Below are 12,866 nucleotides of genomic sequence, written 5' to 3'. Positions count from 1 at the left end.
ATTCAGCTTCTACTCTTGCTTCTAAGTTAGCTTTTGTATCAGCAACTACAACTTCTCCTAATAATTCAGCGAATTTAGCAGCATGTTCTGCTTCTTCGAAAGCTATTCTTTTGTAAGCTTCAGCAACTTCTGGATATCCTTCTCTATCAGCTTGTCTTGACATAGCTAAATACATTCCTACTTCTGTACATTCTCCAACGAAGTTAGCTCTTAATCCTTCTATTACTTCTTCATCTATTCCTTGAGCCACACCTATTCTATGCTCATCAGCCCATTTTAATTCTCCTGACATTTCTTCGAATTTATCAGCTCCAACATTACATACTGGACATACTACACCTTCTAAAGATTCTCCTTCATGTATATATCCACATACTGTACATACGAATTTTTTCATCTCTCATATCCTCCTAATAATTTATGTATTACTTATTTTTCTATATAATTATAGATACCCTGTGATTTTATACTTAAACATTATTTCTATATTTTATTTATTTGATTCTTTTTTATAAAATGTTTCATAAAATCACCTTCATTAAAGATTTTACCATTTAATTCAAATAATTTCTATAATAAAATTATAATTTTTATAACTCATAACCTAACATTAATAATATTGTTTCTATTTCTTCTTTATTTTTCTCATTTCCTGCTTCATTCATATGTACACATCTACTTAGTTTAAATGATCCATTTATTAACTTAGTTGCAAAAGCTAAGCAAGTAGATACTCCACACTTGCCACAATTTATTTTAGGCAAGTATTTATATATATCTATTGGGCTTGGTAACTTTCTCATATCATAGTTCGGTATTATTTCGTTTCTTTTGCTATCACATTCATTTATAATTTCTTTTAAATAATCTAATGTTTCAAACGCATCTGTTTCATTTAATAATTTAGATATAGCAACTTCATATTTATACATTATAATTATTTTTTGACTATAGTTGAAAGTCAAAGTTTTTCCTTCTTTATTATATATAGCAGTTTTTAGATAAGTATTTAAGTAAGGAAATAATTCTTCTACATCTCTTGAAAAACTACCTTTTATTCTAATTCTATTTGAATTTGTAGTACAAGGTTGTATAAAACTTAAATCTATACTTTCTAAATACATTACTCTCCCCCCTTTATAAATTGTTTAATCCGTAAATAAGTTTATCTATATCTTCTTTAGTATTAAAATAACCTATTCCGATACGTACGGTGCCAATTTCGTTAGTTCCTATGACCTTATGTGCTAATGGTGAACAATGAAGACCCGCTCTCACCATAATATTAAATTTCCTATCTAAAATATGAGCAATTTCTTCAGCTTTTTTGTTTTTAATGTTAAATGATATTACACTAGTTATCTTGTCACAGTCCTTTGGACCATAAATTATTATATCTTTTACATCCTCTAGTTTTTTTAAGGCATATGAAGTTAGTTCTTTTTCTTTATTATGTATATTTTCTATACCTTCTTTTTTTATAAACTTAACACCTTCTCTAAGACCACATATACCACCTACATTCAATGTACCCGTTTCTAATTTATTGGGATAATAATCCACTTGATATTCATAAGATGAGTCTCCACCTGTTCCTCCAGTTTTTAAAGGGTTTATGTCATAATCACAATTAATTATAATTCCTCCTGTTCCCATAGGTCCTAAAAGGCTCTTGTGTCCTGTAAATGTAAGTATATCTATATTGTCCTCATTAATATCTATAGGATATGCTCCACAACTTTGAGCTCCATCTACAACAAAAGGAATTTTATTATCTCTTGCTATTTTTCCTATTTCCTTTATAGGTTGAATAGTTCCTATAACATTTGATGCTGCATTAAATATAATAAGTGATGTGTCTTCTCTTATTAGTTCTTTTATGTCATTTATATCTACAAAGCCATAGTTATCACATTTAGCTATACTTATATTTATCTTTATTTCTTTTTCTAAGGTTTTCAAAGTTCTCCATACTGCATTATGTTCAATACTACTTGTTATTACATGATCGCCTTCTTTCAAAATACCTCTAAGAACTATATTTATTGATTCTGTAATATTTGACGTAAATATTACATTTTTAGGATTTTTAAAATTAAATAGTTCGCCAATTAGTTTTCTCGTTTCATATACAATATAATCTGACTCCATTGCTTTTTTATAAGACCCTCTACCAGAACTAGTTCCATTATTAACCATAAAATCATATACAGCTTCACTAACCTTATTGGGTTTAGGAAAAGATGTAGCAGCATTATCTAAATATATCCCCATTTATTTTCACCCCTTATAACTTACTACTTTTCTATTCATTTCTGTAATAATATATTATCCTATTGAATTTACACTATATAAAGTAATATTTTACATCTTTATTAAATAATATCATATTTTTTATTTCCTCAATATATTTTGTATAAAAACCTTTAAATTTAGCTATTTCCACTGATAAAAATAATATTATGCTAATAAAATCTTTTAAATTATCTATATAAGCAAAAAACAAGATAAAAATCAACAGTAGAATATTTTTTTTTTTTTTGATAAAATACTAAAGATATTATTTTTAGAGGGTGATTTATATATGAACAATAATGGTATTTTTATTGCCATAGAAGGACCTATAGGAGCAGGTAAAACTACCTTAGCTAATTTATTAAATGAGCATTTTGGCTATACACTACTTCGTGAAATCGTAGAAGAAAATCCATTTTTATCAAAATTTTATACTGATATTAAGGAATATGCTTTACAAACAGAAGCATTTTTTTTATTCAATAGAGTGAAACAGTTAGAAGACGTTCAAAAAAATATACTTAGTAAGTCTCAAGGAGTTGTAAGTGATTATCATATTATCAAAAACCTTATTTTCGCAGGTATAACACTTGATAACAATCAATTCCATAGATATAAGCAAGTTTATAATATATTTGTAAATGATTTACCACAACCTGATATAGTAATATATCTAAACTCTAATGTAGATACTTTAATGAAAAGAATTGCTACAAGAGATAGAAGTTTTGAAAGACAGATGGATAGAAATTATATTGAAAACCTTAGTAATGAATACAAATACTACTTCAATCCACTTTCAATAAAACATAACTTTACAGGTAAACAGCCTATAATAATAGAAATAGATAATTCTAATTTAGACTTCTTAAATAATATGAGAGACAGAGAATTCATAATAAATAAAGTCGAAGAAGCAATATCATCTTTAGGAGGAGAAACAAGATGTTTAATTTAGTTAATAAAAGTAATAAATCTGCAAATAGAGATTTATTTATAACCGTAGCTGGGAATGTAGGTGCTGGAAAATCTACTTTAACAAGATTAGTAGGCGAGAAATTAGGTTTTGAAACTCACTATGAAAAAGTTGATGGAAATCCTTACTTAGAAGATTTCTATAAAGACCAATCAAAATGGGGATTCCATTTACAATTATATTTCTTAGCTCAAAGATTTAAACAACAAAAAGAAATACATTCAAATGGACTTAATAATATACAAGATAGAAGTATATATGAGGATGTAGAAATATTTGCTAGAAACTTATATGATAATGGTAAAATGACTAAGAGAGATTATATAACTTATAGAGATTTATTCAATGATATGGTCCCTCATCTTAGAACACCAGATTTAATGATATATCTTGATGGTTCAATAGATACAATAATAAATAGAATAAAATTAAGATCACGTGATATGGAAAAAGACGTTGATACTGAATATTGGTCAAATCTTCATAACAGATATGAAAATTGGATAAAAGAATACGACTACTCTCCAGTTTTATATGTAAATATAAATGAAGTTGATTTAATAAATAATCCAGAACATTTAGATATGTTATGTAACAAAATAAAAGAAACTTTAAATTTATAATATAACTTAAAAATAAAAACCCTTCTTTGAAAAAAACAACTCAAAGAAGGGTTTTCTGTATATAAAATCTTATTCTATTTCTGACTTAGTAACTTCTACAACTTCTAAACTAGTACCTTTATTTTTCTTAAGAAAGGATAATTTTGTCTCTGAAATAATTATTGATGCAAAAATTATCATACATCCTATAACCATTCTAAAAGTTAATACCTCACCTAAAATTAGTATGGATAATATTGTTCCAAAAACAGATTCTGTAGATAATATAATAGCTGCTTTAGTTTGATCTACCTTGCTCTGACACTTTGTTTGTAGTAAGAAACCTATGGCAGTGCTAAATATTCCTAAATATAAAACTCCTAAATATCCTTTACTTGTAGCTACAATACTTCCTTCTCCTATTGCAAATTGTACTATAAAAGACATCACAAAGGCTGTTGCAAATTGTATAACAGTTAATACATAAGAGTTATACTTTGCACTAAATTCTCCAGTAAAGAATATGTGAAATGCAAATCCAAAAGCACATATAAATGTTAAAAAATCCCCAAAATTAATACTAAAATCTGATTCCAATGATAATACCGCTATCCCAATTAAAGCTAATAAGCTACTGGCAACTCCAATTTTATCTAATTTTCTTTTATATAGCACAAATCCTATGAAAGGTACTATAACCACATTTACAGCTGTTATAAATGCATTTTTTGAAGCCGTAGTATATACAAGACCTATTGTTTGTGTTGTAAATCCCAGGAAAGAAAATATACCTAATATTACTCCTGCTATCATAGACTCCTTTGTAATATTCTCTTTTATCTTTTTGAAAAATACTATCCCTAATATTAAAGTACCAATTAAATATCTAATAGTTAATATTTGCATAGGAGTCATTCTCCCATCAATAGCTAACTTGGAACCAACAAATCCACTTCCCCAGATAATAGCAATTAAAAATAATCCTATTTCACCTGAATACCTTCTCATCATATCCCCTCACTTGTATTTTTTAATTTAATTCACTAACAACTATTATTTACATCAATTCCAAGTCTCATATTAATACATTTAACAAATTTTGTAAATATATAGTTTATGCAATTCTAAGATGCATAATATGCACACAACAAAAAAGAGCAATTAGGAAATTCCTATTACTCATTTTTTTATTATATAATATTCACTCTTTCTTCTTTTATGTTATCATAACTTATTCTTTTTTCTAAGTTTATTACTCTATCACATATATTATATACCAAATCTTTATCGTGACTTATAACTATTAACCCTATTTCATTTTCTTTACAATAATCAATTACCACATTCCATATTTGAGCTTGAGTTATGGCATCAAGCATAGTTGTCATTTCATCAGCTATTAAAAATTTTGTTTCTTTACTCAATGCTCTTAAAACACAAAATCTTTGTAACTCTCCCCCAGATAATTCACTTGGCCATCTATTTAACCATTCTTTTTTAATTCCCATAGCTTCTATCATTTTATCATCTGGTTTATAAGCTTCATTTAAAGTTTTCTTCATTTTCCATTTAGGATTAACAGATTTTTCAGGATGTTGAAATATTAACTGCACTGGGTTATAATTAGTATTTTTATTTTCATATCCTTCTAGGATCACTTTTCCTTTATCTGGCTTAATATATCCTGCAAGTATTTTAGCTAATGTAGTTTTACCAAATCCACTTGGTGCAACTACCCCTACTATTTCATTACTTTCTACAGATAAATCTATATCTTTTAGTATATAATTATCTCCTCTATATTTATAATTTATTTTTTCAGCCTTAAGTAGCATATAAACATCTCACCTTTCCATTTCTTATTTCTTTCATTTTAGGATTTATGTTTTCACATTCAGGTGTTCTTTTTTCACATCTATCATAGAATAAACATCCACAAGGTAGTTCACTTGTTAAAGGCTGACTACCTTCAATAGGTTTGAAACTATTATTTGGTAAAGCATTAAATAATGCCTTTGTATAGGGATGTCTAAGATTTTCTCCATTATTATCAAAGTCTCTTACGTTTGCCACTTCTAAAGTAGTTCCTGCATAAAATATTGCTACTTTATCTGCTATTTTTAATGCTGATGATATGTCATGAGTTATAATTAAGATTGCACATCCTTGGTCAGCTAAATCCCTAAAATCTTTTAAAGCTTCATTTAAAGATTGTTCATCTAATCCAGGAGTTGGTTCATCTGCAATTATAACTTCACATTCAGATACTAATGCACTAGATAATAAAACTTTTCTAGCCATGCCTCCTGATAATTGAAATGGATAATATTTTTCAACTTTTTCTTCTAAGTTATATTTACTAAAGACTTTCCTTAATATATTATCAGAGTTCTTTTTATCTTTAATTGATATTTTAACTTGTTTACCTACTTCCATTAGTGGATCTAAGTAATTTACTGATTGAGGTATAAAAACAATTTCTTTCCCTCTTAATTCTTTTTTTCTCTTTTCATCTAATTCTTTATTTTTATAAATCATATTTCCTCTTGTCATAGCATTATTAGGTAAAATTCCTAATATAGAATGAGCTAGTAGACTCTTTCCCGAGCCACTAGATCCTACAACAGCTAAAATTTCACCTTTATATAAATCTATATCTAAATTACTTATAACCTTAGAGTCTATTTTTTTCAATCCTCTAGTGTATTGACTAAATGATATTTCTAGATTTCTTACACTTAAAATTGGTTTATTATCCATACTTACCCCCTATATATTAGCCGTTTTAGGATCTATTAATTTACCTATTTTTTTACCAATACTATCAACCATCATAGATACTAGTACTAATGATACTCCTGGGAAAAATGCTAACCACCACTTCCCGCTACTTAAATATTTCATAGCTTCTGATAGTATTATTCCAATAGCAGGCTCATGGGATTGTAAACCAAATCCTAAAAATGTAACCGATGCTTCATGTAATATGGCATGCGGAAATATTAGTACTATACCTACTAAAAGCTGTGGAATTATGTGAGGTAATATGTGATTTTTAGCTATATATAAATTAGACTTGCCAAAATTTTTAGCAATCTTTGCATAATCAGACTCTTTAACTTGCATTACCTCAGCTCTTATAATTCTAGTCAGTGAAGTCCAGTGTGTAAGAGAAACTCCAAGAACTATACCTTTTAATCCTCCACCTACCGACATAGAAATTAATATGATTATTAAAGTATGAGGAACTGATAATACTAAATCTATAAACCAAGTTATGATAGAATCTACTTTTTTCCCACATATAGGACCTATAATACCTAGAATTATAGCAATTATACCACTAATTATAGAAGATAGGACTCCTATACTCATACTTATACTAAGTCCCTTTAAAGTTCTATAAAACATATCTCTACCTATCCAATCTGTACCAAAAATATGCTTTATAGAAGGTGATTGGTTTTTATTTATCAAATCAATACTAAAGCTTTCCGGATCTATTAAAGCTCCAGCAATCAATATCCCTATAAAAAATATAATAAAAATTGCCAAAGATAAAATAGTTTTCTCTCTTATACCAAATTGCGTAGACCATATTTTTTCTTTTTTTATACTTTTGCTTAATTCACTCATTATACAGCCTCTCCTCCTTTAATTCTAGGATCTATAAACATATATAATAAATCTGCTATTACATTCCCACAATATACAAAAATACAACTTATTATAACAATTCCCATTAAAAGAGGTAAATCGCCCTTTAAGCCAGCAGATACTGTAGCCTGACCAAGGCCTGGATATGAAAATACTTGCTCTGCAAATATTGTTCCTGCAAATAGTTCACTAAAAGATAAAAATTGTAGTGTTATTGCTGGTAATGAAACATTTTTTATAACATGATTAAATATAATACTTTTTTTACTTTCTCCACGCGCTTTAGCAAATAAAATATAATCACTATTTAATACTTCAATAACTTTTTCTCTAGTATGTAAGCATATATTTGAAACCCCAATTAGACTTAATGTTATAGATGGTAAAATTATGTGACTTACTAAATCTGCAAAAGTTACACTTGATGACTCTAGCCCTATTGGCACTCCCAAAGCCACAGGAAATATTCCCAGCTTTACAGAAAATACAATTATAAATAATATACCTAGCCAAAATGTTGGTGTAGAAATTACTATATAACAGTAACCACGTATTATTTTATCAATTAATTTATCTTCATTACTACCACTTATAATTCCCATAATAAATCCTAGTGCTCCAGAAATTATCCAAGCTATTATCATCAAATATAAAGATGCTTTAAATTTTTGACCTATAACTTCTAAAACTGGTCTTCTATAAATTAATGATGTTCCCCAGTCACCTTGTATTATAGATTTAAACCAACATAAAAATCTTTCTACAGGGGGTTGATTTAAGCCCCAATGCTCTGCAATAAGCTCCCTTTGTGCTGCACTTACCTTAGTACTAGCTCCCACATATGCTGTAACTGGGTCTATTGGAGATAGTTCCATAAGTACAAAAGTAACTATGCACAAAGCTACTAATAATGTTATCAGCTTCACTATTTTTTTTGATAAAAAAGCCCCTATTTTCTTGCGATTTCCCATCCAATAAACTCCCCTTCTTATAATCAAATCTGAGGACATCCTTTAAAAGAATGTCCTCTTATTTTATATTATAGCTTATTTTGTCTTATTTCCATGACCATTCTGTAACATTATCAAATATTCTTCCTCCATGAGGTTGAACAACTGGATCTCCTATATCAAATCCCTCACTTACTATATATACATGATTAGCATTTACTAGCCAACAATAAGGAGCATCTCCTATTGCAGAAGCACCTGTTTTTCCATCCCATTGAGCTTTTTGCCAGTATTGTAAAGCTTCTTCTTCACTGTCACAGTCTAATGCTTTATCTATATAAGAATCTACTGTATCATTTTGATAAAACCCTGCATTATCCCATTCAACTGGAGTATTTGCAGCTCCACCATAGTATAAGTTGTATAACTCAGATGGATCTCCTGAACCAAACCCAAATAATACAGCTTCTTTATGAACATCTGGAACTATTGTGTCCCAAGTTCTTTCTTCTAAAGTAACTTCTATACCTATTTCTTTTGCTAAGTTTTGGAATTCTAATCCTAATTCTTGTCTATAATTTCCTGCAGTATATAATAATTTAAATGATGCTTTTTGTCCATTTTTTTCAACTATCCCATCATTATCTGTATCTTTCCATCCACCATCAGCTAAAATCTTTTTAGCTTCTTCTTTATTGTTATAAGATTTTTCATCTAACACTGTTTCTTTATTTAACCAAGGCATTTTTTCAAGGCCAGTAGTTGATACTGTTCCATATCCATTTAAAACTCCATCTACCATACCCTGTCTATCAACAGCTGTATTTAAAGCTTTTCTTATAGCTATATCACTAGTTACGTTATTTCCAATTTCATTTCCACTTTTAGTTTTCTTCCCTGTATTTGGAACCATTGGGAATTCAACACCATAAGTTTCTATACTTTCAATGTTTAGTATTTTAGTACCTTCAACTTCTTCTTTTGCAAGCTCTCCGTTTATTGATGCCATATCTACTTCTCCAGATTTTACAGCAGCATAAGCAGAATCTGTATCTAAGAATACCATAGTTAATTTCTTGATATTTGCTTTATCTCCATAATAATTTTCATTAGCTTTTGCTATAACTTGTTGACCTTTATCCCATTGAACAAATTCATATGGTCCACTGCCTATTGGCTTATCTTTAAAACTATCATTATAAGCATGCTTTGGAACTATTCCACATGCTCCTAATTTTTCAATAAATGTTGACATTGGTCTTTCTAATGTGAATTCTACTGTATATTCATCAGTAGCCTCTACTTTTTTTATCATAGTTAAATCAATTTCTGTGCTACTTTCTTTAGTTGTTTCATATGTAAAAGCAACATCTTCTGCAGTTACAGGTTTTCCATCTGTAAACTTAGCATCATCTCTTAAAGTTACAGTCCATTTTAATTTATCATCAGATACTTTATAGTCTTTTGCTAAATCATTTTCCCATCCTAATTCTTTATCCCTTTTTAATAACGTAGAGAAAAACACTTTAGTTATTGAGCCATGCCCTCCTGTTATAGCATCAAATCCTGCTTCTGGTTCTGCACCAACAGCTACAACTAGCTCATTATTCTCTTTTCTTTGATCTACACCTGAAGTAGATGATGTATTTGAACATCCACTTAAAGCCCCCACTAATAATACCATTGATAATAACTTCGCAATATTTTTCTTAAGTTTCATCTTACTCAAGCTCCCCCTTATTTTAAGTTTATATCATAATTTGTTGCATAAATATGAACAAAAAAAGCCATGAAAGTGTAATAACCTTCATGGCTTTTTTAATCATTCTTTGACTATATTTTATATTTAATTATGATAAAATTGTAACATTATCTTCTATACTTCGCAACATATTATAATATTTATATATATTAATTTTTATAATATTCTAAAAGCTTATCTGTATGACTGTCCACTATATGTCTTTGTTTTAATCTTAAGTTAAATTTTTTATCTAAAATAATAGATACAATTGTATATATTAAAACTGTAATTTTAAATATATTTACTAATAAGAAAATAGTTATTATTAAGTAAAGTAAACTTACATTTCTTTTTCTAAATTTAGCATTTATATAATTTCCTATAATTAAATAAACATCTCTTATAACAAAATAATAACTAATATACTCTATACAGATAGATATGGTTTTTAAGTATACGCTGTTGAATTCTATGTTTGTAAAATTAAATATATTTATAATGATAATATATAAAATAGCTAAGTAAAAACTTTTATTTTTTATGTTCATAAAATTACCATAAGTTTTAAGGCTTCTCATCATAAAATATTTTTGTTTTTCTACTTTGCTTAATAGCTTTAACCTCTTACCACATAAAAGAGATATAAAGTATATACTAAAAAACATACCAAAAGGAAAAATAGCTATAAGTAAATAATAAAGAATAGCAAAATTTATATTTTCAATATAAGGTAATATAAATGTCAATTCTTTAGGTTTACTCATTATGTAATCGATATATCCTTGAAATTCTTTCATAAAACTATATCCAATTAAATTTCTAGCATATATATCTATCAGAACCATAAATATAAGCCCTAGTATGGCTCCTAAAAATAAATCATCAAATATTCCGCTGGGTCTAGAAAGTAAATATCCACATAGTATGCCCAATAAAAAACTTTGACTTATTAAAATTCCTGTTGCAAAATTTCCTAACACAAAAATTATTATAATAGTACTTGTAATTCCAGATAATAACGTGTATTTTAAATCACACCTAAAATATATCAATACAAATATTATTGGTACCCCAAAATCCAAATATATTCCATACCCAAGTCCTGTTGTTAATGCTATCATTGTTAATACTACAAAAGCTGAAGATAGTATGCCAGCTTCCGTTAGTTTTTTTACTGAACTATTCAATTTTTCTGCCTCCAAATTTATTAAATTAAGTTTAGTATACCACTTTTTACATGCTTTATCTGTTATAATATATTATATAGTTCATTTTTTTGGGGGGAGATTAAGGGGATGACTTTTGAACAAATAAAGTCTTTTTTAGCTATAGTAAAATATAAGCATTTTACCTTAGCATCACAGGAATTATACATTTCTCAATCGTCAATATCAAAACATATTAAATCATTGGAAAAAGAATTAGGTGTAGAACTTTTTAATAGACAACATCGAAGTATAAAGCTTACTGATGCAGGAGAAGATTTTTATAAATTTGCTAATAAGTCTATGTCAGATTATAAAAATATCATATTTAATATGAAAAAATACTCATGTGATGAAAGTAGTTCTATTTCTATTGGTGTTACAGACACTTTAGTTGAATATGGACTAGCTACTCTTATTAGTGACTTTCAGCAACAATATCCACAGATTCAAATTGACCTGATTGAAAGACCTAATAATAAAATAATAGAGTATTTAAAAGACTCTATAATTAATTTAGGTTTTATAAATTCTTATTACGAATACAAAAATATTTTAAATCTCGATAAAATAATAAGTGATGATTTAGTGCTAGTAACATCAAAAAAACATGCTTTATCTGAAGTTTCCGAGGTAGATATTTATAATACTTCAAGAGAAAAGTACCTTTGCATAAATGGTGATTATTATACTCGTAATGTATTTTTAAATACGTGGGGAAATCTAAACTATTTTCCAAATACATCTTACATAGAAAGTCAAACTAAAACATTATTAGCTTTAGTTTCTGAAAATATAGGGATTACTTTACTACCTTATCAAGTTGCAAATTCCTATAAAAATAATGTTGATAGCTCTATTCATATTTGCAAATTAAAAAATGGTTTTTCTGCTAATATATTTTTATCACAATTAAAAAATAAAAAACTTAGTAAAAACGAAATATTATTTAGAGATTTTACAGTTAAATGGTTTATTAATTATAGAAGTAAAAAAAGAAGTTGTATTTAAGAACAGCTTCTTTTTTTACTTCTATAATTTTATGTTTTTTTATTATTTTTATATAGTTGCAGCCTTTCAAAAACATCTTCATTTTCATAAAAAAAGTTTATGAGATTTTCTAATTTAATTAAGGTTTCAATATTTATAGTATGTTCTATTTTTTCAGTTTCTTCATGCAAAGAATCTTTTATACCTATAATTTTTAAAAATTCTCTTATAATATTATGTCTTTTTAAAAGATTTTCACCCAGACTTATACCTCTGTCAGTTAAGTAGATATAGCCATATTTTCTATAAATTAATATATTCTTTTCATCTAATTTCTTAATCATTTTTGTTACTGAAGGTGGTTTTATATTTAATTTTCTTGAAATATCTTTAACCTGTATATTATTATTTTCTAGACTTAATCTATAAATCATTTCTATATAGTCT

The 12,866-nt window shown here is 27.5% G+C and carries 14 protein-coding genes; 3 read left to right on the top strand and 11 right to left on the bottom strand.

Annotated features, from left to right (window positions below; all coding sequences use genetic code 11):
• From J7G74_RS00345 to J7G74_RS00335, 3 genes are all read right to left on the bottom strand, one after another.
• The coding region (locus J7G74_RS00345; RefSeq protein WP_297130259.1) for a ferritin family protein at positions 1-397 on the bottom strand (397 nt) is incomplete at its 3' end.
• 193 nt (positions 398-590) lie between these two features.
• On the bottom strand, positions 591-1,124 hold the full coding sequence (locus J7G74_RS00340; protein ID WP_297130255.1) for a (Fe-S)-binding protein: 534 nt from the start codon (positions 1,122-1,124) through the stop codon (positions 591-593).
• A gap of 13 nt (positions 1,125-1,137) precedes the next feature.
• Positions 1,138-2,274 (bottom strand): aminotransferase class V-fold PLP-dependent enzyme, encoded by a 1,137-nt coding sequence (locus J7G74_RS00335; protein ID WP_297130252.1) that lies wholly within the window; start codon positions 2,272-2,274, stop codon positions 1,138-1,140.
• A gap of 310 nt (positions 2,275-2,584) precedes the next feature.
• Here J7G74_RS00335 and J7G74_RS00330 point away from each other — a divergent pair, with 310 nt between their 5' ends.
• Together J7G74_RS00330 and J7G74_RS00325 are read left to right on the top strand one after the other, a co-directional pair.
• Positions 2,585-3,253 carry a deoxynucleoside kinase gene (locus J7G74_RS00330; protein ID WP_297130248.1) on the top strand — a complete coding sequence of 223 codons (669 nt, stop codon included), beginning with the start codon at positions 2,585-2,587 and terminating at the stop codon, positions 3,251-3,253.
• On the top strand, positions 3,241-3,894 hold the full coding sequence (locus J7G74_RS00325) for a deoxynucleoside kinase (RefSeq protein ID WP_297130245.1): 654 nt from the start codon (positions 3,241-3,243) through the stop codon (positions 3,892-3,894). Before J7G74_RS00330 ends, J7G74_RS00325 begins: the two co-directional genes overlap by 13 nt.
• Before the next feature lie 69 nt (positions 3,895-3,963).
• On the opposite strand, the gene J7G74_RS00320 is transcribed toward J7G74_RS00325, so the two are convergent.
• From J7G74_RS00320 to J7G74_RS00290, 7 genes are all read right to left on the bottom strand, one after another.
• On the bottom strand, positions 3,964-4,881 hold the full coding sequence (locus J7G74_RS00320) for a DMT family transporter (protein WP_297130242.1): 918 nt from the start codon (positions 4,879-4,881) through the stop codon (positions 3,964-3,966).
• Between the two features lie 182 nt (positions 4,882-5,063).
• Positions 5,064-5,708 carry an ABC transporter ATP-binding protein gene (locus J7G74_RS00315; RefSeq protein ID WP_297130239.1) on the bottom strand — a complete coding sequence of 215 codons (645 nt, stop codon included), beginning with the start codon at positions 5,706-5,708 and terminating at the stop codon, positions 5,064-5,066.
• Entirely contained in the window at positions 5,698-6,633 is a 936-nt protein-coding gene (locus J7G74_RS00310; RefSeq protein ID WP_297130236.1) for an ABC transporter ATP-binding protein, read from the bottom strand. The genes J7G74_RS00315 and J7G74_RS00310 overlap by 11 nt, the downstream gene beginning before the upstream one ends.
• Positions 6,634-6,642: 9 nt before the next feature.
• A complete protein-coding gene (locus tag J7G74_RS00305) occupies positions 6,643-7,509 on the bottom strand; it encodes an ABC transporter permease (RefSeq protein WP_297130233.1) in 867 nt (288 codons plus the stop codon).
• The gene (locus J7G74_RS00300; RefSeq protein ID WP_297130230.1) at positions 7,509-8,501 is read right to left on the bottom strand and encodes an ABC transporter permease; all 993 of its coding nucleotides are present in this window, start codon (positions 8,499-8,501) and stop codon (positions 7,509-7,511) included. Before J7G74_RS00300 ends, J7G74_RS00305 begins: the two co-directional genes overlap by 1 nt.
• 85 nt (positions 8,502-8,586) lie before the next feature.
• A complete protein-coding gene (locus J7G74_RS00295; protein ID WP_297130229.1) occupies positions 8,587-10,200 on the bottom strand; it encodes an ABC transporter substrate-binding protein in 1,614 nt (537 codons plus the stop codon).
• A 191-nt stretch (positions 10,201-10,391) separates the two neighbouring features.
• On the bottom strand, positions 10,392-11,411 hold the full coding sequence (locus J7G74_RS00290) for a DUF2232 domain-containing protein (protein ID WP_297130227.1): 1,020 nt from the start codon (positions 11,409-11,411) through the stop codon (positions 10,392-10,394).
• Between the two features lie 108 nt (positions 11,412-11,519).
• Here J7G74_RS00290 and J7G74_RS00285 point away from each other — a divergent pair, with 108 nt between their 5' ends.
• Positions 11,520-12,440: a LysR family transcriptional regulator gene (locus J7G74_RS00285; RefSeq protein ID WP_297130224.1), complete on the top strand. Its 921-nt coding sequence runs from the start codon at positions 11,520-11,522 to the stop codon at positions 12,438-12,440.
• Positions 12,441-12,469: 29 nt separating this feature from the next.
• On the opposite strand, the gene J7G74_RS00280 is transcribed toward J7G74_RS00285, so the two are convergent.
• Positions 12,470-12,866 (bottom strand): metal-dependent transcriptional regulator (locus J7G74_RS00280; RefSeq protein ID WP_297130221.1); only part of this gene is annotated, 397 nt, incomplete at its 5' end.

Origin of the sequence: Terrisporobacter sp. (genome assembly GCF_017888745.1) — a bacterium.
GTDB lineage: Bacteria > Bacillota > Clostridia > Peptostreptococcales > Peptostreptococcaceae > Terrisporobacter.
The sequence above is the reverse complement of the archived record's forward strand: the minus strand, read 5'-3'. Positions and strand labels throughout refer to the sequence as shown.

What these genes read in the sequence shown, in the direction of transcription:
- J7G74_RS00340 (WP_297130255.1), bottom strand. Translation starts at nt 1,124, where the DNA reads ATGTATTTAGAAAGTATAGATTTAAGTTTTATACAACCTTGTACTACA.
- J7G74_RS00335 (WP_297130252.1), bottom strand. Translation starts at nt 2,274, where the DNA reads ATGGGGATATATTTAGATAATGCTGCTACATCTTTTCCTAAACCCAAT.
- J7G74_RS00330 (WP_297130248.1), top strand. Translation starts at nt 2,585, where the DNA reads ATGAACAATAATGGTATTTTTATTGCCATAGAAGGACCTATAGGAGCA.
- J7G74_RS00325 (WP_297130245.1), top strand. Translation starts at nt 3,241, where the DNA reads ATGTTTAATTTAGTTAATAAAAGTAATAAATCTGCAAATAGAGATTTA.
- J7G74_RS00320 (WP_297130242.1), bottom strand. Translation starts at nt 4,881, where the DNA reads ATGAGAAGGTATTCAGGTGAAATAGGATTATTTTTAATTGCTATTATC.
- J7G74_RS00315 (WP_297130239.1), bottom strand. Translation starts at nt 5,708, where the DNA reads ATGCTACTTAAGGCTGAAAAAATAAATTATAAATATAGAGGAGATAAT.
- J7G74_RS00310 (WP_297130236.1), bottom strand. Translation starts at nt 6,633, where the DNA reads ATGGATAATAAACCAATTTTAAGTGTAAGAAATCTAGAAATATCATTT.
- J7G74_RS00305 (WP_297130233.1), bottom strand. Translation starts at nt 7,509, where the DNA reads ATGAGTGAATTAAGCAAAAGTATAAAAAAAGAAAAAATATGGTCTACG.
- J7G74_RS00300 (WP_297130230.1), bottom strand. Translation starts at nt 8,501, where the DNA reads ATGGGAAATCGCAAGAAAATAGGGGCTTTTTTATCAAAAAAAATAGTG.
- J7G74_RS00295 (WP_297130229.1), bottom strand. Translation starts at nt 10,200, where the DNA reads ATGAAACTTAAGAAAAATATTGCGAAGTTATTATCAATGGTATTATTA.
- J7G74_RS00285 (WP_297130224.1), top strand. Translation starts at nt 11,520, where the DNA reads ATGACTTTTGAACAAATAAAGTCTTTTTTAGCTATAGTAAAATATAAG.